At 63.5% G+C, this 21,128-nt stretch carries 25 protein-coding genes; 11 read left to right on the top strand and 14 right to left on the bottom strand.

Annotated features, from left to right (window positions below; all coding sequences use genetic code 11):
- Positions 1-45 precede the first annotated feature (45 nt).
- The 4 genes from FJ954_RS01260 to FJ954_RS01240 all read right to left on the bottom strand — a co-directional run bounded on the left by FJ954_RS01260 (position 46) and on the right by FJ954_RS01240 (position 4,574).
- Positions 46-1,047: an LLM class flavin-dependent oxidoreductase gene (locus FJ954_RS01260; protein WP_140660155.1), complete on the bottom strand. Its 1,002-nt coding sequence runs from the start codon at positions 1,045-1,047 to the stop codon at positions 46-48.
- Complete coding sequence (locus FJ954_RS01255) at positions 1,044-1,877, bottom strand: arylamine N-acetyltransferase (RefSeq protein WP_140660154.1); 834 nt, start codon at positions 1,875-1,877, stop codon at positions 1,044-1,046. The genes FJ954_RS01260 and FJ954_RS01255 overlap by 4 nt, the downstream gene beginning before the upstream one ends.
- Before the next feature lie 70 nt (positions 1,878-1,947).
- Positions 1,948-3,117 (bottom strand): AI-2E family transporter, encoded by a 1,170-nt coding sequence (locus FJ954_RS01250; RefSeq protein WP_015314446.1) that lies wholly within the window; start codon positions 3,115-3,117, stop codon positions 1,948-1,950.
- A gap of 395 nt (positions 3,118-3,512) precedes the next feature.
- Positions 3,513-4,574, bottom strand: a complete 1,062-nt coding sequence (locus FJ954_RS01240) for an LLM class flavin-dependent oxidoreductase (RefSeq protein WP_015314445.1) — start codon at positions 4,572-4,574, stop codon at positions 3,513-3,515.
- A 335-nt stretch (positions 4,575-4,909) separates the two neighbouring features.
- Here FJ954_RS01240 and FJ954_RS01235 point away from each other — a divergent pair, with 335 nt between their 5' ends.
- The gene (locus FJ954_RS01235) at positions 4,910-5,338 is read left to right on the top strand and encodes a DUF6481 family protein (RefSeq protein ID WP_027143810.1); all 429 of its coding nucleotides are present in this window, start codon (positions 4,910-4,912) and stop codon (positions 5,336-5,338) included.
- Positions 5,339-5,496: 158 nt separating this feature from the next.
- Here the strand turns inward: FJ954_RS01235 and sugE are convergent, their stop codons facing one another.
- Both sugE and FJ954_RS32215 read right to left on the bottom strand, forming a co-directional pair.
- Complete coding sequence (gene sugE, locus FJ954_RS01230; protein WP_140660153.1) at positions 5,497-5,811, bottom strand: quaternary ammonium compound efflux SMR transporter SugE; 315 nt, start codon at positions 5,809-5,811, stop codon at positions 5,497-5,499.
- A 198-nt stretch (positions 5,812-6,009) separates the two neighbouring features.
- Entirely contained in the window at positions 6,010-6,135 is a 126-nt protein-coding gene (locus FJ954_RS32215) for a hypothetical protein (RefSeq protein ID WP_015314442.1), read from the bottom strand.
- A 211-nt stretch (positions 6,136-6,346) separates the two neighbouring features.
- Between FJ954_RS32215 and FJ954_RS01220 the strand changes: the two genes are divergently transcribed.
- From FJ954_RS01220 to FJ954_RS01210, 3 genes are all read left to right on the top strand, one after another.
- The gene (locus FJ954_RS01220) at positions 6,347-7,156 is read left to right on the top strand and encodes a transglutaminase family protein (protein ID WP_140660152.1); all 810 of its coding nucleotides are present in this window, start codon (positions 6,347-6,349) and stop codon (positions 7,154-7,156) included.
- Positions 7,157-7,274: 118 nt separating this feature from the next.
- Positions 7,275-8,228, top strand: a complete 954-nt coding sequence (locus tag FJ954_RS01215; protein WP_140660151.1) for a cation diffusion facilitator family transporter — start codon at positions 7,275-7,277, stop codon at positions 8,226-8,228.
- 127 nt (positions 8,229-8,355) lie between these two features.
- On the top strand, positions 8,356-8,760 hold the full coding sequence (locus FJ954_RS01210; RefSeq protein WP_015314439.1) for a GFA family protein: 405 nt from the start codon (positions 8,356-8,358) through the stop codon (positions 8,758-8,760).
- Positions 8,761-8,763: 3 nt separating this feature from the next.
- Here FJ954_RS01210 and FJ954_RS01205 read toward each other — a convergent pair whose 3' ends face one another.
- Positions 8,764-10,020, bottom strand: coding sequence for a DNA recombination protein RmuC (locus FJ954_RS01205; RefSeq protein ID WP_015314438.1), 1,257 nt, complete (start codon positions 10,018-10,020; stop codon positions 8,764-8,766).
- A 103-nt stretch (positions 10,021-10,123) separates the two neighbouring features.
- On the opposite strand from FJ954_RS01205, the gene def reads away from it, so the two are divergent.
- Genes def through truA form a run of 4 tightly spaced genes read left to right on the top strand, consistent with a single transcriptional unit; the run spans position 10,124 to position 12,891 of the window.
- The gene (gene def, locus FJ954_RS01200) at positions 10,124-10,654 is read left to right on the top strand and encodes a peptide deformylase (protein ID WP_015314437.1); all 531 of its coding nucleotides are present in this window, start codon (positions 10,124-10,126) and stop codon (positions 10,652-10,654) included.
- 4 nt (positions 10,655-10,658) lie between these two features.
- A complete protein-coding gene (gene fmt / locus FJ954_RS01195; RefSeq protein WP_140660150.1) occupies positions 10,659-11,612 on the top strand; it encodes a methionyl-tRNA formyltransferase in 954 nt (317 codons plus the stop codon).
- Positions 11,609-12,115 carry an N-acetyltransferase gene (locus tag FJ954_RS01190; RefSeq protein ID WP_015314435.1) on the top strand — a complete coding sequence of 169 codons (507 nt, stop codon included), beginning with the start codon at positions 11,609-11,611 and terminating at the stop codon, positions 12,113-12,115. Before fmt ends, FJ954_RS01190 begins: the two co-directional genes overlap by 4 nt.
- Positions 12,116-12,138: 23 nt before the next feature.
- Positions 12,139-12,891, top strand: a complete 753-nt coding sequence (truA, locus tag FJ954_RS01185) for a tRNA pseudouridine(38-40) synthase TruA (RefSeq protein WP_140615230.1) — start codon at positions 12,139-12,141, stop codon at positions 12,889-12,891.
- A gap of 32 nt (positions 12,892-12,923) precedes the next feature.
- Here the strand turns inward: truA and FJ954_RS01180 are convergent, their stop codons facing one another.
- Positions 12,924-13,556: a hypothetical protein gene (locus tag FJ954_RS01180; protein WP_015314433.1), complete on the bottom strand. Its 633-nt coding sequence runs from the start codon at positions 13,554-13,556 to the stop codon at positions 12,924-12,926.
- Between the two features lie 5 nt (positions 13,557-13,561).
- The gene (gene dapE, locus FJ954_RS01175) at positions 13,562-14,755 is read right to left on the bottom strand and encodes a succinyl-diaminopimelate desuccinylase (protein WP_140660149.1); all 1,194 of its coding nucleotides are present in this window, start codon (positions 14,753-14,755) and stop codon (positions 13,562-13,564) included.
- Between the two features lie 125 nt (positions 14,756-14,880).
- Here dapE and FJ954_RS01170 point away from each other — a divergent pair, with 125 nt between their 5' ends.
- Positions 14,881-15,924, top strand: a complete 1,044-nt coding sequence (locus FJ954_RS01170; RefSeq protein ID WP_140660148.1) for a 2-dehydropantoate 2-reductase — start codon at positions 14,881-14,883, stop codon at positions 15,922-15,924.
- Here FJ954_RS01170 and FJ954_RS01165 read toward each other — a convergent pair.
- The 4 genes from FJ954_RS01165 to dapD form a co-directional block, all read right to left on the bottom strand.
- Positions 15,824-16,600 carry a hypothetical protein gene (locus FJ954_RS01165; protein ID WP_140660147.1) on the bottom strand — a complete coding sequence of 259 codons (777 nt, stop codon included), beginning with the start codon at positions 16,598-16,600 and terminating at the stop codon, positions 15,824-15,826. The genes FJ954_RS01170 and FJ954_RS01165 overlap by 101 nt on opposite strands.
- Before the next feature lie 69 nt (positions 16,601-16,669).
- Positions 16,670-17,053 carry a DUF805 domain-containing protein gene (locus FJ954_RS01160; protein ID WP_027143826.1) on the bottom strand — a complete coding sequence of 128 codons (384 nt, stop codon included), beginning with the start codon at positions 17,051-17,053 and terminating at the stop codon, positions 16,670-16,672.
- Positions 17,046-17,408: a DUF805 domain-containing protein gene (locus tag FJ954_RS01155; protein WP_140660146.1), complete on the bottom strand. Its 363-nt coding sequence runs from the start codon at positions 17,406-17,408 to the stop codon at positions 17,046-17,048. The genes FJ954_RS01160 and FJ954_RS01155 overlap by 8 nt, the downstream gene beginning before the upstream one ends.
- 71 nt (positions 17,409-17,479) lie before the next feature.
- Positions 17,480-18,334: a 2,3,4,5-tetrahydropyridine-2,6-dicarboxylate N-succinyltransferase gene (dapD, locus tag FJ954_RS01150; RefSeq protein ID WP_015314427.1), complete on the bottom strand. Its 855-nt coding sequence runs from the start codon at positions 18,332-18,334 to the stop codon at positions 17,480-17,482.
- 142 nt (positions 18,335-18,476) lie between these two features.
- Here dapD and FJ954_RS01145 point away from each other — a divergent pair, with 142 nt between their 5' ends.
- Positions 18,477-19,325: an LOG family protein gene (locus FJ954_RS01145; RefSeq protein ID WP_015314426.1), complete on the top strand. Its 849-nt coding sequence runs from the start codon at positions 18,477-18,479 to the stop codon at positions 19,323-19,325.
- Between the two features lie 91 nt (positions 19,326-19,416).
- Here the strand turns inward: FJ954_RS01145 and FJ954_RS01140 are convergent, their stop codons facing one another.
- Positions 19,417-20,121 (bottom strand): pyrimidine 5'-nucleotidase, encoded by a 705-nt coding sequence (locus FJ954_RS01140; RefSeq protein ID WP_140660145.1) that lies wholly within the window; start codon positions 20,119-20,121, stop codon positions 19,417-19,419.
- Between the two features lie 163 nt (positions 20,122-20,284).
- Between FJ954_RS01140 and FJ954_RS01135 the strand changes: the two genes are divergently transcribed.
- Positions 20,285-21,046, top strand: a complete 762-nt coding sequence (locus FJ954_RS01135) for a GGDEF domain-containing protein (RefSeq protein WP_140615443.1) — start codon at positions 20,285-20,287, stop codon at positions 21,044-21,046.
- The last annotated feature ends 82 nt before the right edge of the window (positions 21,047-21,128 follow it).

Raw genomic sequence — 21,128 nt, 5'->3', positions numbered from 1 at the left:
ACTTAGCAGAGCATCGACGTCGGCAAAAGCTCCAGGCCGCCTGTTTCAGGCCGCTTGCGACAACGATCTATGCGCCTCGGCCAAAATCTCGAAGGAACGCACGCGGGCGGCGTGGTCCGATATCTGCGCCGTGACCATCAACTCGTCGGCGCCGGTGCGTCGCACGAACGCATCGATGCCTTGCCGGACTGTTTCCGGTGAGCCGACGACGGCGCAGGACAGCGCCTGGCTGAGCATGGACTTGGCCATCGGGTCGAGATCCCGGTCATAGTTCTCGACCGGGGGCGGCAATTTTCCGGGCCTGCCGGTGCGCAGATTGACAAAGGCCTGCTGCAGCGAAGTAAACAGCAGCCGCGCCTCTGCGTCGGTGGGTGCCGCGAAGACGTTGAGGCCGAGCATGACATGCGGCTTTTCGAGCTGCTCCGACGCCTGGAAGCGCGAGCGGTAGATGTCCAGCGCATGATCGAGTTCCGCCGGCGCGAAATGCGAGGCGAAGGCGTAGGGCAGGCCGAGCATGGCGGCGAGCTGCGCGCCGTAGAGGCTCGACCCAAGAATCCAGATCGGCACCGTCTGGCCCTCGCCGGGCACGGCGCGCAGACGCTGGCCTTCCTCGGCCGGCAGGAAATAGCCCATCAGCTCTACGACATCCTGCGGGAAATTGTCGGCGCCGGCCTCGAGATTGCGCCGCAGCGCGCGCGCCGTGTTCATGTCGGTGCCGGGAGCGCGACCGAGGCCAAGGTCGATGCGGCCAGGAAACAGGGCGGCGAGCGTGCCGAATTGCTCGGCGATCACCAGCGGCGCATGGTTGGGCAGCATGATGCCGCCGGCGCCGACACGAATGGTTTTGGTGCCGCCGGCGACATGGGCGATGACGACCGATGTGGCCGCACTGGCGATCCCCGGCATATTGTGATGTTCGGCCAGCCAGTAGCGCTTGTAGCCCAGCCGCTCGGCGTGGCGGGCGAGATCGAGCGAATTGGCGAGCGATTGCGAGGCATCGCTGCCTTCGACGATCGGCGACAGGTCGAGAACGGACAGTTCGGTCATATACTGGTCTCCACGATCTTCTTCTCGCGCACCTGGGCCTCGAAGGCCTCGCGGTCGGGAATGGTGATGCCGAGTTGGCCTTCCAGCGTGTCGGCAAGTTCGGCGGCGGTGGCGATCTGCTTCTGCTCGGTGCGGCCATCGACGTGATGGATCGATAGGCGATCGCCGCGCAGCGCATAGCGCCGGTCGGGTGCGGCGCGGGCCGCTATGACGGAAGTGAGGAAATGCGATGCCGGGTTGTTCGACAGGAAGTAATTGGCGACGGAATAGTCGACCTCATAGTGCGGCTGCAGGTCGAAGCGATATAGCGAGCGCCAGTCGCCGCCGATCAAGGCCTGCAGGCGGAAATGATCGCCGGCCTCGACGATGCGAAATGTCTCGTGCGGCGTTTTTTGTTCCCGGCCGGGCCTCAGCAGCAGCGGCGCCGTAAGCGTCAGGCCGCCGAATCCGACGTCGGCGATATAGGTGTGGCCGTCAAGTTCGACGCGCAAAAGCATGTGGCTACGCGCCGTGATGGCGTCCTCGCTCTGACCCCAAAGCACACGCGCGGCAAGGCCGCCGACCTTGAAGTCGAGCGCCTTCAGCGCGTGCATGAAGACGAGATTGTGCTCGAAGCAATAGCCGCCACGCCCACCAAGGACGATCTTGCCCTGCAGCGAGGCGACATCCAATCCGACCGGGCGTCCCAGAAACGGATCCATATTCTCGAACGGGATCGCCTGCGGATGCAGGAAATGGAGCGTCTTCAGCGTGTCGAGCGAAGCTTGTCCGGAACCGGCATGGCCGATCCGGGCGAAATAGGCGTCGAGGTCGAAGGGAACGTCATTCATCGGGAAGGGCACCGGGCACTGATCGGCCGGATATAGGCATTCGATCCCGCCGTCGCAAACCGTGCGCCGGTTATCCGGCTGCCGCGGCGTCCTGCTCGTCGGCTTCGTCCTCAACGACCGCGGTGTGTTGGGCGGCGAGAAAGTTGCCGACATGGCTGAGGCTCTCGAAATGATCGCAGAACACCTTGACGACGACCAGCAGCGGCACCGCCATCAGCGCGCCGACGAAGCCCCACAGCCATGACCAGAATGCGATGGCGATGAAGATCGCCACGGCGTTGATCTCGAGCCGCCGCCCGACCACCATCGGCGTCACGAACTGGCCTTCGATGATGTCGCACAAAACCAGGAAAGCAGGCGCCAACAGCGCATAGGCGATCGTGTCGAAGGTGATGAGCGCGATGACGGTGACCAGGACAAGCGTGATCATGGCCCCGACATAGGGCAGGAAATTGAGCAGGGCGGCCGCCGCGCCCCAGACCAACGGATTGGGCATGCCGAGCGCCCACAGGCCGAGGCCGATGACCGTGCCGAGGCCGGTGTTGATGATGGTGACGGTGAGCAGATAGTGCGAGATTTCCCGCTCGACGTCGTAGACGACGCGCAGCGCCCGCTTCTTTTCGGTGAGGCTGGCGAAGGACTGGATGATCTTCTCGTAGAACATCGTGCCCGAGGCGAGCAGGAACAGCGACAGCACGAAGATGATGGTCAGGCTTGTTCCAGCCGACAGGATGTTGCTCGCCGCCGACGAGAAGAAGCCGGACTGCGCTACCGCGACCTTTTGCACACCCGGTTCCTGCGATGTCTCGGTCAGCCCCTCGATCTGGTGCGCGATGTCCATGATCCTCTCGAGCGGCCGTCGCAACTGCGCCAATCGCTCGGTCAGCTGCTGGCCGATGGACGATGTGTTGTTGATGAGATCGATGACAGGCCCACTGAGCACATAGCCGGCGCTTGCGAAGACGAAGATCGACACAAGCACCAGAAGCGTCGCCGAAACCACTTCGGGAATGCCGCGCTTGCGCAGCAGCCGCACGATTGGGGTCAGCGTCAGCGCCAGCAGGAAGGCTAGGATGACCGGCATGAAAAAAGCGCGCGCGAAATAGAGCGCATAGACGGTCATGAACAGGAAGATACCGATGAGCAACGAGCGCATGAGACGCGTATCGGCACGCGCCGCCACTCGCGATTCTTCGGCTTCGGCAACGCCTGCGCCCAAAGCGGTGGGTTCGGCCTTCATCGCGATCCCCTCGGCGGGCACATCACAACTGATGCAATCCGCAGACGGAAACGCCAGCGCGGCTTCAAGGTTCCGTTAGCCGGCACTGACGGCGTGGCCGCCTTCGAGCGGCGGCGCCGTCAATATAGCTCAAACCGACGGCTCGGCTGCGAGCGTTCCACGATTACATGCCGTGTAATTGAGTCCGGGCAGCTGGCGGGCCTGGCATGGGAGCAGGCCAGTCGGCACGCCCCAAACCGTCGCCGCCCAGGAACTGCGCATCGAGTGCCTGTTCCCAGCCGACGAGGCGACCGAAATCCATCATGCCGCGATGATGAATGCGGCCCTACACCGGGCAACGCGATAAGCATCCTCATCCAGGGCTCATGGAATGAGGCTCGCGGGCCTCCTTAAGTTCACGCGACAGGCGCCGCCACGGTCGGCGCGGATTTCGCGGTTTCCTTGCGTACGATCGGCGCCACCTTGGTGCCGTAGAGCTCGATCGCCTTCATGATCTTGGCGTGCGGCATGGTGCCGATCGCCATCTGCAGCAGGAAGCGGTCATTACCGAACACCCTGTGCTGGGTCACGATCTTTTCCGCCACCTGCTCCGGATTGCCGACGAACAGCGCGCCGTCGGGACCACGCGACTGGTCGAAATGCGCGCGCGATGTCGGACCCCAGCCGCGCTCACGGCCGATGCGGTTCATCACCTCGGCCTGGGGGCCGTAGAAGTCGTCCGCCGCCTGCTCGGTCGTATCGGCGATGAAGCCATGCACGTTGATGCTGGTCGCCAACCCCGTCGGATCGCCGCCAGCGCGCTTGGCGGCCTCACGGTAGAGGTCGAACAGCGGCGCGAAGCGCGCCGGTTCGCCGCCGATGATGGCAAGCGCCAGCGGCAGGCCGAGCGCGCCCGCCCGAGCGGCCGATTGCGGCGTTCCGCCAATGGCGATCCAGACCGGCAGCCTGTCCTGGAAGGGCCTGGGATAGACGCCGCGATCGTTGATCGGCGCGCGCAGCCTACCCGACCAGGTAACCTTCACCTGATCGCGGATGGCCAGCAGCAGGTCGAGCTTTTCGGCGAACAGCTCGTCATAGTCTTCGAGGTTGTAGCCGAACAGCGGGAAGGATTCGATGAACGAACCTCGCCCGGCCATGATCTCGGCGCGGCCGCCCGACAGAAGGTCGAGCGTGGAAAACTGCTGGAAAACGCGCACCGGATCGTCGGAGGACAATACGGTCACCGCACTGGTCAGCTTGATGCGCTTCGAACGCTCCGCCGCCGCGGCCAAAGCCACGACCGGTGCCGAGGCGGCATAGTCCGGCCGGTGGTGTTCGCCGAGGCCGAAGACGTCGAGCCCGACCTGGTCGGCAAGTTCGATCTCCTCGATCAGGTTGCGCAGCCGCTCATGCGGACCGATGGCGCCGGGACCCGGCACAGGGCTCACATCGGCAAAAGTGTAGAGACCGAGTTCCATTTGGATGTCATCCCAATGTGTTGATCGTTGCGCTAGGGTCGGATGATTTCAGCTCTGTTCGACCTGAAATCCGAATCCGACGCTAAATCGAAGAGATAGAGCCTGATGTCGTCCGAAAACCGCTTCCCCCTTTTCGGCATCATGCTCCAGAGGTAGCGACGCGTCCGTCGCGCCGCCAGAGGCTGGCTGGTGAACAGTGCATGTCGATTTCGGCGGAAAATGCGTCTCCCGGGTGCAACATCCCGGAATTTCATGGCTGGCATGCCGTTTTGGCGCTTGAACTCCCGGTTTTCGCGCGTATGTAAGCGTCGCGAATAGACTTCAAGGAAGTGGACTTGGCTATCTACAGGGAAAAAGACATTTTCGAGCGGCGCAATGCCGCGACCGAGGCAAAGAAGGCGCTTCTGGAGCGCTTCAAGTCAAAGCCGGCAGCAGACGATCCCGCGGTGCTGGCACGACAGGCAGAACGCAAGGCGATCCTTGCGGCTCGTGAGATCCGCGAGGCCGAGAAGGCCAAGCTGAAGCAGGAAAAGCTGGCACGCGAGGCGGTTGAGAAAGCCGAGCGTGAGGCAGCAGCCGAAGCTGCGCGCATCGCCGCCGAAGAGGCAGCGCAAGCGGATGCCAAGCTTCGGGAAGCTGAAGAGAACGAGCGTATCGCTCGTTTGCTTGCCGATGAAGCAGAGCGCAAGGCAAAGCGCGACGCACGCTATGCGGCACGCAAGCAGCGCACCGGCAGGACACCGCCCGGCTTTACGGGTCGCTAACAGCGCACTCGCCTCGATGGATGATAAATGAGGGACGCGCCAAGGCGCGGCCCTTTTTCGCGTTTGTCGCTGTTGCCCACGGGAAGCCTCCCTGCATCCAGGGATGTCGATTCATGGATGTCAGCTCGATCGATAGCGTCAGCCGGTGGACAGGCCGTTCAGGCCGCGAATTTCAGCCCCATGATACCGCAGACGATCAACGCGATGCAGCCGAGCCTGATCGCCGTCGCGGGCTCGCCCAGCAGCCAGACGCCGAGCAGCGCCGTGCCGACGGTGCCGATACCGGTCCACACCGCATAGGCGGTGCCGACAGGCAGGGTCTTCAGCGCAAGGCCAAGCAAGGTCAAGCTGACGATCATCGACGCGACCGTGAGCACGGTCGGAACAAGCCTGGTGAAGCCGTCGGTGTATTTGAGCCCGATCGCCCAGCCGATTTCGAACAGGCCGGCGAAGAACAGAAGAATCCATGACATCGGAACGCTCCATCCAGAACATCCGGCCGAAAGGTCTTCGGATGCTCAATCAAACAATGGGCGGGCCGTCCCAACCGGATTTCGGGAAATGCGAGGTCGTCCCCGCATCGTCGATATAGGGTGTCTGAACGCCCAATCAACAACTCGCCGGCGGCATCTCGGACGCCGCCGGTGAAATCCATGCACGCTGTGCGATATCTATTTTTCCTTGATCCTCGTCGCCTTGACCGGCGGCGCCTTCAGGGCCGGAGCGGCTACAGGCTTCTTGGCGTCTTTCTTTGGTTTGCGGGCCTCCTTGCCTGCCTTCATCGCACCTTTAGCCATGATTCGTTCCTCCAGTTGCGGGAAACGGAGTGAAACAAGACAAACGCCAGACTGCAAGAGGCGAGTGCCTGGTGCCAGCGCCGGCAGGCCGCTTTCAACCGGTTTCTAATTTGCTCGTAAACCCCGGCAGTCCATGCCATGCTTGTCTTCGCACTGCAGCATCGACCCGTGCACCGCCGGGTGATCGTCAGGCAGGCCCGTCAGGACGACAATGCGGATCCATATCGGCTGCGAGATGAGCTTTGACTTTCCGCAGGAAACGCCGCTCATCTCAATGCTCAATGTCCACTATTCCCGCGCCTCCGATCTTGAGCGCCCGGATTTCCTGACCTCCAACCCGCCAGTGCCGATTGAGAGTTATCGCGACAGTTTCGGCAACTGGTGCAACCGGCTCGTCGCCCCGCCCGGGCGTTTCACTTTCGGTACGGATGCGGTGATCCGCGACTCCGGCACGTTCGAGATGGGCGAGTTGATGGCGTGGCAGCATGAGGTGCGCGACCTGCCGGCTGAAACGCTGCTGTTCCTGCTGCCCAGCCGGTTTTGCGAAAGCGACCTCTTGGCAAGCGAGGCATGGCGGCTGTTCGGCCATATGCCATCAGGCATCCCGCGCGTGCAGGCGGTGTGCGATTTCGTCCACAACCACATCGTCTTCGACTACGGCAACGCACGGGTGACGCGCACCGCCGCGGAAGCCTGGCGCGAACGGAGCGGCGTGTGCCGCGATTTCGCGCATCTTGCCGTCACGTTTTGCCGGGCACTCAATATCCCGACGCGCTACTGCACAGGCTATATCAGCGACATCGGCATGCCGAAGCCTTGGGCGAGCATGGATTTCTGCGCCTGGATGGAGGTTTATCTCGGCGGCCGCTGGCACGCTTTCGATCCGCGCAACAACGCGCCACGCATCGGCCGCATCCTGATCGCCTCCGGCCGCGACGCGGCGGATGTGCCGCTAACCCATATCTTCGGGCCAGGGTTGCTTACGGGCTTCAAAGTGTGGACCGACGAGATCCAGGAATAGCCGGCCTTCCCGCCAGCAGGTTTCGAACACATTGAACGACCCGACGATTGGCGCGTTGTGATGGCTGTGCAACTCCGCGGCAGAGCCGCTACACTGCCTCGAAGAGGATAAAACCTGCATGGCTGGGCACGGCGGCTCCAGAACGGTCATCTACGCGGCGCTCGCCGGCAATCTCGCCATAGCGTTGACCAAGTTCGCCGCCGCCTTTTTCACCGGCAGTTCGGCCATGCTGTCGGAAGGCGTGCATTCGCTAGTCGATACAGGCAATGGCGGCCTGCTGCTCTACGGCATGCACCGGGCGGCACGCCCCGCGGACAGCTCGCACCCGCTCGGCCATGGCCGTGAACTCTATTTCTGGAGCTTCATCGTCGCCCTTCTGGTCTTCGCGCTGGGCGCCGGCGTGTCGTTCTACGAGGGCATCATCCACATCATGGCGCCGGAGCCGGTCGCCAACGCTAGGGTGAACTACATCGTTCTCGGCCTGTCCTTCCTGTTCGAAGGCAGCTCCTGGCTGGTGGCGCTGAAGGAATTCCGCAAGCAGAAGGGCAAGCAGGGCTGGCTGCAAGCCGTGCAATCGAGCAAGGACCCGAGCGTCTATACGGTGCTGTTCGAAGACAGTGCAGCCCTTCTCGGCCTGGCCGTCGCCTTTGCCGGCATATTGGCTGCGGAGATTTTCAAGATGCCCGAACTCGACGGCGCCGCCTCGATCGGCATCTCACTCATCCTCGGCACGACCGCAATCTTCCTGGCGCGTGAAAGCAAGGGCCTGCTCATCGGCGAGCCGGCCTCACCCGAGGTGCAGAGGAAGGTGCTGGCGATCGTCCAGCAGGATCCGGCGGTGCAGCGGGCGAACGGCGTGCTGACGGTGCATATGGGCCCGGAAGAAATCGTTGCCGGCCTGAGCATCGAATTCGAGGACCATTTGTCGGCGCCGGAGATCGAGGCCTGTGTCGAGCGCATCGAGGCGCGGTTGAAGAAGGAAATGCCTGAGATCACGCGGCTGTTCGTCAAGCCGCAGACGTCAGGCACCTGGGAAAAGCGGCGCAAGCTGATCGAAGCCGCGTCCGGATAGATTCGATTACGAACTTTTGCGACACCGCGGTCCACTTTTCGGGATTCTGGCCTCTGGACCAGCGCCCTGCCGTTGCCTCGGGTCTCCGTGCCGCTAAAATCGGCCGATCGAAGTTGGAGGAATGACGATGAAGATCGACGGCGGCTGCCATTGTGGCGCCATCACCTACGAGGCGGAGGTCGACCCGGAGAAGACCTCGATCTGCCATTGTACCGATTGCCAGCAACTGACCGGTACGGCATTTCGCGTTACCGTTCCTGCGACGGAGGATCACTACCGGATCACCAGCGGCGAACCGAAGATCTACATCAAGACCGTGGCGAGCGGCGCCAAGCGAACGCAGGCTTTTTGTGCCGACTGCGGCTCGCATCTCTATGCGACATCGGTCGGCGACGGTCCGAAGGTCTATGGGATCAGGGTCGGGACCTCGCGGCAGCGCCAGAACCTGGTCCCGAGACACCAGAAATGGCACCGGTCGGCGCTGCACTGGCTTCCGGAATTCGAGGGTATGACGACGGTCGAAGAGCAGTAGCGTTCAGTCGTCGCCTTCGACGACCCTCAATCTCAGCTGCCCGGTCTTTGAATCGGCAGCGCGCGGTGCGGCCTCCACCTTGGCAGGGGCGCCGCCGCGCGGGGCGTCGGGCTCGCCTTCTCCGAATTCCAGCGCCTCGATCTTCTGGCCACGCTTGGTCACTTTCGAGGTCGAGACGAGTATGTCTTCGATGTCCTTGGCCGACTGGCCGAAATGGCCCTGCAATTTGCGCACCCGCTCGTCGACACGCTGGACGTCTTCCATCAGCCTGATGACTTCGCCCTGGATCAGATGCGCCTGCTCGCGCATGCGCGCATCCTTGAGGATCGCCTGGATGACCTGGATCGACAGCATCAAGAGCGAAGGCGAGACGATGATGACGCGGGCACGGTGCGCCTTCTGGACAACCGCTTCGAAATTCTCGTGGATTTCGGCGAACACCGATTCGGACGGCACGAACATGAAGGCGGTGTCCTGGGTTTCGCCCTGGAGCAGGTATTTTTCCGAAATGTCGCGGATATGGACCTCGATATCGCGGCGGAAGGCCTGGGCCGCGACCTTCTGCAGGTCGGCGTTATCGGCGGCGCGGATGGCATTCCACGCTTCCAGCGGAAATTTGGCGTCGATGGCAAGCGACGGCGCGCCGTTCGGCATTTTCACCAGGCAGTCCGGCCGGCTGCCGTTCGACAGCGTCGCCTGGAATTCGTAGGCGCCGTGCGGCAGGCCGTCGGCGACGATCGCCTCCATGCGCGACTGGCCGAAGGCGCCGCGCGTCTGCTTGTTGGAGAGGATCGCCTGCAGCTGCACGACCTGGCCGGCCAGCGACTGGATGTTGCCTTGCGCGGTGTCGATGACCGCCAGCCGCTCCTGCAGTTTCGCCAGGCTCTCATGCGTGGACTTGGTCTGCTCGGTCATGGTCTGGCCGATGCGGCCGGTCATGGCGTCGAGTCGCTGGCCGATCGACTGCGTCAATTCGGCTTGGCGGGCGCCGAACACTTCGGCGATGGCGCCCATGCGGCCCTGCATCTCGGCCTGGGATTGCAGAATGCCGGCCATCCGCGCCTCGGCGTCGCGGGCATGGTCGGCGGCTTCCGCTGCGGCGACCGCGCGCGCCTTGGCCGAGCGCCACAGCGCGATGACGAGCGCCACGAACAAGCCGAGAAACAGCAATGTGGCGACGGCCAAGACGTGGCCGAGCGTGATAGTCGAGGCGCCGAGCCGTGCGGCGGGCTCCGAAAGGATGGTGCTCAGATCATTCATGTGGACAGCATAGCCGATTCGGCGGTCTGGCACAGATCAAAACGTGAACGAGGCGCAGGCGCACCGGTTGACGCCTTTCTATTGAGGTCTTAGGTGAAACGCCATGCCGATCAAGCCGCTTATCATTCTTCCCGATCCCATCCTGCGCCAGGTCTCCAAGCCGGTGGAGCGCGTCGACGCGCCGGTACGCAAACTGGCCGACGATATGCTGGCAACTATGTATGACGCACCCGGCATCGGGTTGGCGGCAATCCAGGTCGGCGAGCCGCTGCGCATGCTGGTGATCGATCTCGCCAAGGAAGACGAAACCCCGGCGCCACACGTCTTCATCAACCCGGAAATTCTCGAAAGCGCCGACGCGCGGTCCGTCTACGAGGAAGGCTGTCTGTCGATCCCTGATTACTATGCCGAGGTCGAGCGCCCGGCTTCGGTGAGGGTCAAATATCTGGACCGTGACGGCAAGCTGCAGGAGATCGAGGCCGAGGGGCTGATGGCAACCTGCCTGCAGCACGAAATCGACCACCTCAACGGCGTGCTGTTCATCGACCACATCTCGAAGCTGAAGCGCGACATGGTGGTGAAGAAGTTCAAGAAGCTCGCCAGGGACAAGGCGCCAGGCAAGCTGGTGGGATAGGGCAATGCCCCTTCGCGTCATCTTCATGGGCACGCCGGAGTTTTCGGTGCCGACGCTGCGCGCCATCGCCGAGGCTGGCCACGAGATTTCAGCCGTCTACACGCAGCCACCGCGCGCCGCCGGCCGGCGCGGGTTGGAACTGACGCCGTCACCGGTGCAGCGCGAGGCCGGGCGGCTTGGCATCGAGGCGCGAACGCCGGCATCGTTGAAAAGCGAGGCCGAGCAGGCTGCTTTTGCCGACCTCGGCGGCGATATCGCCGTGGTCGTCGCCTATGGATTGCTGTTGCCCAAGGCAATTCTTGACGCACCCCGGCTTGGCTGCGTCAACGGCCACGCATCGCTTTTGCCGCGCTGGCGTGGCGCCGCGCCGATCCAGCGCGCCATCATGGCTGGAGATACCGAGACCGGCATGATGGTGATGCGCATGGAGGCGGGGCTGGATACCGGCCCGGTGGGACTGGTTGAAAAATGCGCCATCGGGCCCGATATGACAGCCGGCGATCTGCATGATCGGTTGATGAGTGTCGGCGCTGCCCTGATGGTGGAAGCGTTGGCGCGGCTGGAACAGAACACCCTGGCATTTACCGCGCAGGCGGCCGAAGGGGTGACTTACGCCAGGAAAATCGATAAATCCGAGACGCGCGTGGAGTGGACACGGCCCGCGGCCGAGGTTCACAATCACATTCGTGGCCTGTCGCCGTTTCCCGGCGCCTGGTCCGAGATTGAAATTGGCGGCCGTATGGAACGGCTGAAACTGCTTCGCTCGACGCTATCCGAAGGCGTGTCGCCTTCGGAAGATTTGGGCGAGTCGGGAGGAATTCTCGATGACCGGCTGACAGTCGCCTGCGGAAAAGGCGCGGTCAGGCTGGTCGAAGTTCAACGTGCGGGCGGAAAGCCCGCCGCCGCGTCGGAATTCCTGCGCGGAGCCAAGATCGAAAAAGGACTGAAATTCTCATGAGCATGATGTCGATACGCGCGGCGACGCCGCGGGACCGCGAGGCCATCCGCCTCGTCGAGGAACACGCTTTCGGCCAGCAGACGGAGGCCGGACTGGTCGACGCGTTGGTGACCGGCGGTGACGCCGTCGTCGAACTGGTGGCGGAAGAGGACGGCCAGGCCGTCGGCCATATCCTGTTTTCGCGGCTGTTCGTTCAGAGCGGCGGTAAGAGTTTTGCCGCCGTGGCGCTTGCGCCGCTGGCGGTGGAGCCTTCCTTCCATGGCAGCGGCATCGGCGGCGCGTTGATCCGCGAGGCCCATATCCGGCTCAAGGACGCCGGCGAGACACTGGCCGTCGTGCTGGGCGATCCGGCCTATTACGGCCGTTTCGGCTATAGCCACGCCCGCGCAGAAAAGTTCGAAAGCGAATACCAGGGCGAGGCGCTGCAGGCGCTGGCCTGGGGCGAAGCTCCCGAATCCGGCAGGCTGGTCTACGCCTCCGCCTTCACCGCTCTCGCCGCCTAGGCGGGGGCGTATAGCCGACCGGCATGCCGCGTTTTCGCCTCGATATCGAATATGACGGCAGCCTGTTTGCCGGCTGGCAGCATCAGGCCGACCAGCCTTCGGTGCAGCAGGCGATCGAGCAGGCGATCGAGAAATTCTGCGGCGAGGCGGTCCGGCTGCGCGCCGCCGGCCGCACCGATGCCGGCGTGCACGCGACCGCGCAGGTGGCGCATGTCGACCTTGCCAAGGCGTGGCCCGACGACAAGGTGCGCGATGCCGTCAATGCACACCTGCAGGCGGCCGGCGCGCGCATAGTCATCCTGAAGGCCACGATCGTCCCGGACGATTTCGATGCCCGTTTCTCCGCCATCGGCCGGCACTATCTCTACCGCATCCTCAACCGGCGGGCGCCCTCGGCGCTGGACAAGGGTAAGGTGTGGTGGGTGCCGAAGCGGCTCGATGCCGCCGCCATGCACGAGGCGGCGAAGCTCCTGCTCGGCCGGCACGACTTCACCACCTTCCGCTCGACGCAGTGCCAGGCCAACAGCCCGATCAGGACATTGGAGCGGCTCGATGTGAGCCGGGCGGGCGATGATCTGATCGAGGTGAGGGCATCGGCACGATCCTTCCTGCACAACCAGGTGCGCTCGATGGTCGGCTCGCTGAAGCGGGTCGGCGACGGCGGCTGGACATCGGGCGACCTCAAGGCGGCGCTCGAGGCGCGAAACCGCGCCGCCTGCGGCCAGGTGGCGCCGCCCGACGGGCTTTTTCTCATTGGCGTCGATTATCCCGGGTAGAACCCTGGTTCTCCCAGGTAGAACCCCTGGTTCTATCCAGGATAAAGCCCGGAAAGGCTCTGGGCTCCGACATCGTCCGGCACGGAGATGCCAAGCAGCATCTGCAGCCCGAACAGCACCAGCAGCGAAGCGACGAACATGCCGACGAAAACGGCGGTGCCGAAGGCAGCGCCCCTGCCGATCGTCGCGTTGGTCATGCGCCAGGTCAGCACCATCGACAGGGAAAATAACAGCAGCGACACAAGGCTCGAGACCTGGCTTGCCGAGGACAGGAAAAGCCTGATCAGCGCCGAAGGCAGCATCAGCCAGGCAGTGATCGCCGAGGCCCAGTTGCTGGCCACGACATAGTGGACGAAGCGCCCGCCGATGCCGGCGCGCCGCGCCACCAAGGCGAGCGCCACCAGCGGCAGTACCCAGGACCCGATATCGACTGTCGCCAGTCGCACCAGCATGCTGAAGCGGCCGGCGAAGGCATCGGGATCGCCGATCTCGTTGGCGATGCCGACCCAGCCGACGATCAGCGCCGGTGCCGCGACGATGATGGCGAAGAACGAATTCCAGAAGCCGTCGGCCGTGAGGTCGAGCAGGCGCAGGCCGTCGGCCTTGCCGAGCATCAGCCGCCAGGCGCCGGTCAGCGAAGCTTGGGTTTCGTCCGCCGAAAGCATGCTGATCAGCCCTGTCCGAACCAGTCGTCGATGAAGCGCTGGTAGATCCGCGTCAGCGTTTCCAGATCGGCGATGGCCACGCGCTCGTCGACCATGTGCATGGTCTTGCCGACCAGGCCGAATTCGACCACCGGGCAATAATCCTTGATGAAGCGCGCATCCGATGTGCCGCCGGAGGTGGATAGCGCCGGCTTTTTGCCGACCACCGCCTTGACCGAGCCGCTCAGCGTCTCGACCAGCCTGTCGTCGCGGGTCAGGAAGACGTGGCTCGGCCGGTCGCGCCAGACCAGCTCATAGTCGACTGGCGTCTTCTTGCCCGGCCGGTATTTCTTGCGCCCAGCCGCCTGATCGAGGCGGTTGTGGATTTCCGCCTGGACCGTCTCGGCCGTCCAGCTGTCGTTGAAGCGGATGTTGAAGGTGGCGGTTGCCTTGGCGGGAATGACGTTGGTGGCCGGGTTGCCGACATCGATGGAGGTCACCTCGAGGTTGGTCGGCTGGAAATCCTTGGTTCCCTTGTCGAAGACGGGATGCAGCAAGGCGTCCACCAGGCTCATCAGGCCGCGCACCGGGTTGTCGGCAAGCTGCGGATAAGCGGCATGGCCCTGGCGGCCATTGACGGTGATGCTACCCGACATCGAGCCGCGCCTGCCGATCTTGATCATGTCGCCGAGTGTGTCCGGATTGGTCGGCTCGCCAACGATCGATGCGTCCCATTTCTCGCCTTTGGACGCGGCCCATTCGAGCAGCTTGACCGTGCCGTTGATGGCAGGCCCTTCCTCGTCGCCGGTGATCAGCAGCGAGACCGAGCCCTTCGGGCCGCCATTTGCCTCGATGTGGCGCGCCACCGCAGCGATGAAGCAGGCAATGCCGCCCTTCATGTCGACCGCGCCGCGGCCGTACATTTCGCCATTGGCGATGTCGGCGGCGAAAGGCGGATGCGTCCAGGCGGCTTCGTCGCCGACCGGCACCACGTCGGTATGACCCGCGAACATCAGATGCGGGCCATTGCCGGAGCGCCGTGCATAGAGGTTCTCGATGTCGGGCGTGCCGTGTTCGGAGAACACCGGCCGATCGACCAGGAAGCCGAGCGGCTTCAGCATCGCCTCCAGCGCGCTCAGCGCGCCGCCTTCGGCTGGTGTCACCGAGGCACAGCGGATGAGAGAGGCAAGGTTTGCGGCGGGGTCAGTCGGCAGCGTCATGGCAAAAGCGATAGTCGAAAGCGAATGGCCTGTCACGGCCAGACATAGGGCCAAGCCAATGGCCGACGATACCGCCGACATTATGGTTTTCATGTCGTATAGTTCTGGCTGATGCGGAGTAAGAGATGGCAAACGGCGAAAAGAGGATCGTCATTGCCGGCGCCGGCAGCATTGGCTGTTATGCTGGCGGGTGCCTGGCGCTCGCCGGGCGGCGGGTTGTCCTGCTTGCCAGGCCGCGCATCGAGGCAGTGCTGCGGCAGGGCGGATTGCGCGTCAGCGACCTCGAGGGCCGCGATCGCCTGATCAAGCCGGCAGAGCTTGCCGTCACCGCCGATCCGGCCGCGTCCTTGCCGGGGGCCGATGTGATCCTGGTCACCGTCAAAAGCGGCGCGACGCGGGAAATGGCGGCACTCATCAAGGCCCATGCCCGTCCCGATGCCGTGGTGGTGAGCCTGCAGAACGGCGTCGACAACGCCGACAGGCTGCGCGCGGTGCTTGGCCCGCGAACGGTGCTGGCTGGCATGGTGCCGTTCAATGTCGTGCAATCAGCCGATGGAGAGCTGCCGTTGCGCGTCCACCGCGCCAGCGACGGCAAGGTGATGGTCGAAAAGGGCGATGTCGGCCTTGCCGACCTTCTCGACACCGAAGGCCTGGCTGTCGAAACGCGTGGCGATATGAAGGCCGTGCTGTGGGGCAAGCTTCTGATGAACCTGAACAATGCGCTGGTGGCGCTGTCGGGCCTGCCGCTGGCAACTGAACTCGCTGACCGGCGCTGGCGGCTGATCCTGGCCAGCCAGATCGACGATGCCTTGCTGGCGATGAAGGCCTCCGGCATCGAGCCGGCGCGGATCGCCGGCCTGCGCCCGACGCTGCTGCCGAAGGTGCTCAGGTTGCCCGACTGGCTGTTCAAGCTCCTGGCGCGGCGCATGCTGGCGATCGATCCCGAGGCGCGCTCGTCGATGTGGGACGATCTGCAGCGTGGCCGGTCGACCGAGATCGACGACTTGCAGGGCGCTGTTTTGCGGCTCGCTGAAAAAGCCGGTACGCCGGCGCCGACGGTCCAGCTTATCAGCGCGCTGGTGCGCGCGGCGGAAGCCGAGCGACTTGGCTCGCCAGGCCTGGTGCCGGGGAAGGTTGCGGCGCCGCCGGCCGGCCGTCGATCAACGTGATCTTCTGCCAGATCTTTCGCGACAGGTTGGACGCCAGGTTCTCGATATCGTTGACGCCGTCGACGACGACGGCGTCATTGACGGATTGGGCGAACAGCGCCGCGATCTTGCCGGTGATCGACAGCATTTCGGAGCAATAGTCGAGATAGCGCGCGAGATCCGCGGCATTGGTGAAACGGGCCGGCGAATGCGCCGTTGGCTTGAAGCTGGCCGACAGCGCCGCCGGATCCTTGGTCAACTGGTGCATGTCGATGACATGGATCAGCGATCTGAGGCCGTGCAACTGGCGAAACACCTGCTTGCGCTTGATGCGCTCCTCCGTGCGGATCAGGGCCAGGAAGCCGAGCACGGCGAGGATGATCATGTTGATCGTGGCTTCGATGCCCTGCACCGACTGCACCGCGTCGTCGGCTTGCGAGATGTGAATGAGCGGCAGGATGGTTCCGACGAACAGGAAGATCAGCGCGCCCGCGATGACGGCGGCGACGATGATGCCGCGCAGCCACCAGATCGGCGCTTCCAAGGTCTTCGCGGCCTTGGCCAGATCGCGCGACAGCGACACAAGTTCGGCGGCGACGCCGCGCAACCCGGCATCCGGGAAACGGTCGGCCACGCGCCCTTCCAGCCGTTCGGCGGTTTCGATGATCAGTTTCGGATCAAGCGTGCGGTAGCGCATGGCGATCCGATCGGCCCCCTAGGGCATGATGCCGAAAAGTGTGAAGCGGTTTTCCGACGACGTCATGCTCTATTTCTTTGATTCTGCCGGCTCGTTGGTGCGCCGGCCATAACGGTTGGGTCCAGGCTGCCCTGGAAACAGGCACAACACAAGGAAGGCGACGATCGAGACGACCGGCACGAACAGGATCAGCGCGGCGATACCCGGCTTGTCGAGGTCGTGCAGCCGCTTCACCGCCAGCGCGATGTTCGACCACAGCGAGGCGATGAAGGCGATGAAGAAGATGAACGACCACATGTTGCTCTCGGCCGAACCCTCCGGCACCAGCGTGAAGCGGTACAGCGGAAACGCCTGGATGATGGCGACGAGCAACCCGCCAAGAAAATAGGCCGCGCGGCTGACGCGGCCCGAGGTCTTGAAGAAAAGCCAGTTGAGATCCGATCTTTCAGGCAAGCGGGTCCGATCCATATTGATTGGCACCCCTGGTGCCTTCGAGAATGCCGAGTTCGACCAGCAGCCAGATGCCGCCGATGACGGGTACGAAGCCAATCAGCGTCCACCAGCCCGACTTGTTGCGGTCGTGCCAGCGTTTGGCATAGAGGGCAATCGCGAAATAGATCGATGCCAGCGCGAAGAGGATGCCGATGATGCCGATCTGGGCACCGCTGGCCGTGGTGACACGCGTGCCGAGGATCGCATCTAGAATGAAAGCAATAACGCCGATAATGATGAATACGCCGATGCCAGCCCAGAACTTGCCCCGGTTGATACGGCCATCAAAGCTTGTGAGCAGATATTTCCAGTCCATGTCACCCCTCCAGTTGAACCAGCGCGGCCGATTGTCGCGCCGGCGGAAGGTGCGCCTGCCCGGCGGAAAGATCAATCGCGCAGCAATTCGTTGATCGAGGTCTTGGACCGGGTCTTGGCGTCGACCCGCTTGACGATGACGGCGCAGTAGAGACCTGGGCCCGGCTCGTTGTTTGGAAATGCCTTGCCCGGTAGCGAGCCGGCGACGACCACGGAATTCGGCGGCACCTCGCCATAGAAGATCTCGCCGGTGGCGCGGTCGACGATCTTGGTCGACTGGCCGATGAAGACGCCCATGCCCAGAACCGAGCCTTCGCGCACGATGCAGCCCTCGACCACTTCGGAACGCGCCCCGATGAAGCAATTGTCCTCGATGATGGTGGGGCCGGCCTGCATCGGCTCCAGCACGCCGCCGATGCCGACGCCGCCCGAAAGGTGGACGTTCTTGCCGATCTGGGCGCAGGAGCCGACCGAGGCCCAGGTATCGACCATGGTGCCGCTATCGACATAGGCGCCGACATTGACGAAGGACGGCATCAAAACCGCGCCCGGCGCGACATAGGCCGAACGGCGCACGATCGACGACGGCACGGCGCGGAAGCCCGCCTTCTCGAAATCGACGGCGCCCCAGCCGTCGAACTTGGACGCTACCTTGTCCCACCACACGGCCTCGCCGGGGCCGCCCTTGATGATCTCCATCGGATTGAGCCGGAAGGAGAGCAGCACCGCCTTCTTCAGCCACTGGTTGACATGCCACTTGCCGTCGGCCTGCCGCTCGGCGACGCGGGCGGTGCCGCGGTCGAGCAGGTCGAGTGCCGACTGGATGGCGTCGCGCACCTCGCCGCGGGTCGCGGTCGAAATGGCGTCGCGTTCCTCGAAGGCCCTGTCGATGGTCTTTTCGAGGCTCGCCAGATCGGGCTTCGACATGAATTTGCTCCATTACCAAGCTGTTAAGGGCTGCGCCTTAACCTGTTTAAAAGTCGCGCGGACCCTATGTTAAGGTGGAATGGGGGTCAATCGCGCCAGCGTCATGGGACGGCGCAAGTAAAGGAATGGACGGGTGGATTCGATGACTCCCATGGAAAAGGCGGGATGGACGCCGCTGCCGCACTCGGATGAGGATCTGGAGCGGTCGAAAAGCGTGCCGGACACGCCGCAAACGCGGGCCGAGACCTACCGCCTGGCCTGGAACGATCCCGACTTCATGACCCGGCGCGAGCTGCGCGCCGTCAGGCTGCAACTGGAACTGCTGAAGCCGGAAATGATCCTCGCCGAGCGCGGCATTCGTTCGACCGTGATCCTGTTCGGCGGCGCGCGCCTGCCGGAGCCCGGCGGCGAGGCCTGGGCGGCCAAGAACGAGATGCAGAAGAAGAACCTTGAGGAAAACAGCAAATATTACGAGGAGGCGCGCAAATTCGCCCGCCTCTGCTCGCAGCAGTCGGCCACGTCATATTATCGCGAATATGTGGTGGTGACCGGTGGCGGTCCGGGCGTCATGGAAGCGGGAAACCGCGGCGCCGATGATGTCGGCGCGCCGTCGATCGGGCTCAACATCGTGCTGCCGCACGAGCAGGCGCCGAACCCCTATGTGACGCCGGAGCTCTGTTTCAACTTCCACTATTTCGCCATCCGCAAGATGCACTTCGTCATGCGCGCCAAGGCCGTGGCGGTGTTTCCCGGCGGCTTCGGCACGATGGACGAGTTCTTCGAGACGCTGACGCTGATCCAGACCGGACGCATGGAGCGCGTGCCGGTGATCCTGTTCGGCAAGTCCTTCTGGAAGCGGGCAATCGACCTCGACTTCCTCGCCGAGCAGGGCACGATCAGCCCGGGCGACCAGGACATCATCGATTTCGTCGACACAGCCGACGAAGCCTGGGGCATCATCAGCCGCTTCTACAAGCTAGGGAGTGAGTGAGTGAGTAGGCAGTGGGAATTAGTGAGTAGGGATTAGTCAGTAGTGAGCGAGCGAAAGGTGTGCTCCTCCACTACTCACTACTCACTACTCACTACTCACTACTCACTATTCCCGTCAAAAATTCCGCGAGATCGTCGGTGACGTAGTCGACGTCGTCTTCCTGCGCCGGGTCGCGTTCCCAGATTTCCGAGAAGGTCGGCTCGAAATTGCGCGGCACCACGAGAACCGTGGTCATGCCCAGCGACTTCGGCACGGCCAGGTTGCGGGCGAGGTCCTCGAACATCACCGCATTGTGGCCGGTGACGGCGTGCAGTTCGGCGAACTTCTCGTAGGTCTGGCGCGCCGGCTTGGGATTGAGGCCGGCAGCGACGATATCGAAAATGTCGTCGAAATGGTCGAGGATGCCAAGTTGGCGCGCGGTGCGCTCGGCATGCCTGCGGTCGCCATTGGTGAAGATGAATTTGCGGCCGGGAAGCTGGCGGATGGCGGTGCCGAGAACAGGATCGGGCACCAGCCACGAATAGTCGATGTCATGGACCTTCTCCAGAAAGTCGTCGGGATCGATGCCGTGGCGCGTCATCAGCCCGTTCAGCGTCGTGCCGTATTCTCGATAGAGCTCCTTCTGCAGCTTGCGCGCCTCCTCGCGCGGCAGCGCCAGCAGTTCCCCGACATAGGCGGTCATCTTGACGTCGATCTGGGAGAACAAATTCGAGTGATGCGGGTAGAGCGTGTTGTCGAGGTCGAACACCCAGTCGGTGACATGGGCGAAGCGGGCGGGATCGGGAAGCGTGATCATGCGCTCCTTATGGCATGAAACAGGGATTCTGAAAGGGACTTTATCCACAACTTATGCGCGTCGAGAGTGGCGGAAATGGCCTCACGATTCAAATTTTAGCCATCCCGGAAAGGTGGCCTTCAGGGCTTGCTGGCACAGAGACAAGTCCTGTGGGGAGCCCGCGATGAATAGCATTATTCTCAAATCCGCCGCCATCGCCTTCGCCTCCGTCGCTGCCTCGCTCCTGCTGACATTGATCATAGTCCCAGCGATGGGATTCCCGGTCACGCGCACGATCTGGCTGACGTCGACGGTCTGTCCGCTGGTCCTTGCCTGGACGGCATGCGCCGGCACGTTCTGGCAGAGCGACAGGTTGAAAAATGCCCATCGCGAATTGGCCCGTGCCCATGCCCAACTCGCCGCGGCGCACCGCCGCCTGGCGGAAAAGGCGAGCCGCGACGACATGACCGGCATGCTCAACCGGGAAAGCTTCTTTGCCGCGTTGGACGGCTCCCGGCGCAAGTCCGACCGCGGCGCGCTGCTGATCATCGACGCCGATCATTTCAAGAAGATCAATGACAATTTCGGTCACCTGACCGGGGACGACGCGCTGCTGTTGATCGCCAGCGCCATCGAGCGCGGCGTGCGCAGCGGCGACGTGCTCGGCCGGATCGGCGGCGAGGAGTTCGGCGCGTTTCTGACCGGAGCCACGGAACAGGAGGCCAAGCGCGTTGCCGAACGGATCCGTCGCGAGGTCGAGCTGATCCGCTTCCGACCCGTCGATGAGCGAACCATTCCGTTGACCGTTAGCATCGGCGGCACCGTGTGCGGCGAGGATGTCAACGTATCGGACCTGATGCGCGCTGCGGACCGGCGCCTCTACCAGGCCAAGCATGCGGGCCGCAACCTGACGATCCTCGATACCGACATTTCCGAAGCCGCATGAGCGGGTTGGCCAGCACACCCGGCCGGTTAAGAAATCTCTAACCCTGTTTGCATCCGGTTGTGCCGCTTGTCAGGCTTTTTAC

Source organism: Mesorhizobium sp. B2-3-15, from assembly GCF_006442875.1.
Taxonomy (GTDB): Bacteria; Pseudomonadota; Alphaproteobacteria; order Rhizobiales; family Rhizobiaceae; genus Mesorhizobium; species Mesorhizobium australicum.
Note: the sequence above shows the minus strand (reverse complement) of the source record. Positions and strands in the feature narration are given on the sequence as shown.

Coding starts and splice junctions, on each gene's coding strand:
- FJ954_RS01260 (WP_140660155.1), bottom strand. CDS start 1,047: ATGACCGAACTGTCCGTTCTCGACCTGTCGCCGATCGTCGAAGGCAGC.
- FJ954_RS01255 (WP_140660154.1), bottom strand. CDS start 1,877: ATGAATGACGTTCCCTTCGACCTCGACGCCTATTTCGCCCGGATCGGC.
- FJ954_RS01250 (WP_015314446.1), bottom strand. CDS start 3,117: ATGAAGGCCGAACCCACCGCTTTGGGCGCAGGCGTTGCCGAAGCCGAA.
- FJ954_RS01240 (WP_015314445.1), bottom strand. CDS start 4,574: ATGGAACTCGGTCTCTACACTTTTGCCGATGTGAGCCCTGTGCCGGGT.
- sugE (WP_140660153.1), bottom strand. CDS start 5,811: ATGTCATGGATTCTTCTGTTCTTCGCCGGCCTGTTCGAAATCGGCTGG.
- FJ954_RS32215 (WP_015314442.1), bottom strand. CDS start 6,135: ATGGCTAAAGGTGCGATGAAGGCAGGCAAGGAGGCCCGCAAACCAAAG.
- FJ954_RS01220 (WP_140660152.1), top strand. CDS start 6,347: ATGCGGATCCATATCGGCTGCGAGATGAGCTTTGACTTTCCGCAGGAA.
- FJ954_RS01215 (WP_140660151.1), top strand. CDS start 7,275: ATGGCTGGGCACGGCGGCTCCAGAACGGTCATCTACGCGGCGCTCGCC.
- FJ954_RS01210 (WP_015314439.1), top strand. CDS start 8,356: ATGAAGATCGACGGCGGCTGCCATTGTGGCGCCATCACCTACGAGGCG.
- FJ954_RS01205 (WP_015314438.1), bottom strand. CDS start 10,020: ATGAATGATCTGAGCACCATCCTTTCGGAGCCCGCCGCACGGCTCGGC.
- def (WP_015314437.1), top strand. CDS start 10,124: ATGCCGATCAAGCCGCTTATCATTCTTCCCGATCCCATCCTGCGCCAG.
- fmt (WP_140660150.1), top strand. CDS start 10,659: ATGCCCCTTCGCGTCATCTTCATGGGCACGCCGGAGTTTTCGGTGCCG.
- FJ954_RS01190 (WP_015314435.1), top strand. CDS start 11,609: ATGAGCATGATGTCGATACGCGCGGCGACGCCGCGGGACCGCGAGGCC.
- truA (WP_140615230.1), top strand. CDS start 12,139: ATGCCGCGTTTTCGCCTCGATATCGAATATGACGGCAGCCTGTTTGCC.
- FJ954_RS01180 (WP_015314433.1), bottom strand. CDS start 13,556: ATGCTTTCGGCGGACGAAACCCAAGCTTCGCTGACCGGCGCCTGGCGG.
- dapE (WP_140660149.1), bottom strand. CDS start 14,755: ATGACGCTGCCGACTGACCCCGCCGCAAACCTTGCCTCTCTCATCCGC.
- FJ954_RS01170 (WP_140660148.1), top strand. CDS start 14,881: ATGGCAAACGGCGAAAAGAGGATCGTCATTGCCGGCGCCGGCAGCATT.
- FJ954_RS01165 (WP_140660147.1), bottom strand. CDS start 16,600: ATGCGCTACCGCACGCTTGATCCGAAACTGATCATCGAAACCGCCGAA.
- FJ954_RS01155 (WP_140660146.1), bottom strand. CDS start 17,408: ATGGACTGGAAATATCTGCTCACAAGCTTTGATGGCCGTATCAACCGG.
- dapD (WP_015314427.1), bottom strand. CDS start 18,334: ATGTCGAAGCCCGATCTGGCGAGCCTCGAAAAGACCATCGACAGGGCC.
- FJ954_RS01145 (WP_015314426.1), top strand. CDS start 18,477: ATGACTCCCATGGAAAAGGCGGGATGGACGCCGCTGCCGCACTCGGAT.
- FJ954_RS01140 (WP_140660145.1), bottom strand. CDS start 20,121: ATGATCACGCTTCCCGATCCCGCCCGCTTCGCCCATGTCACCGACTGG.
- FJ954_RS01135 (WP_140615443.1), top strand. CDS start 20,285: ATGAATAGCATTATTCTCAAATCCGCCGCCATCGCCTTCGCCTCCGTC.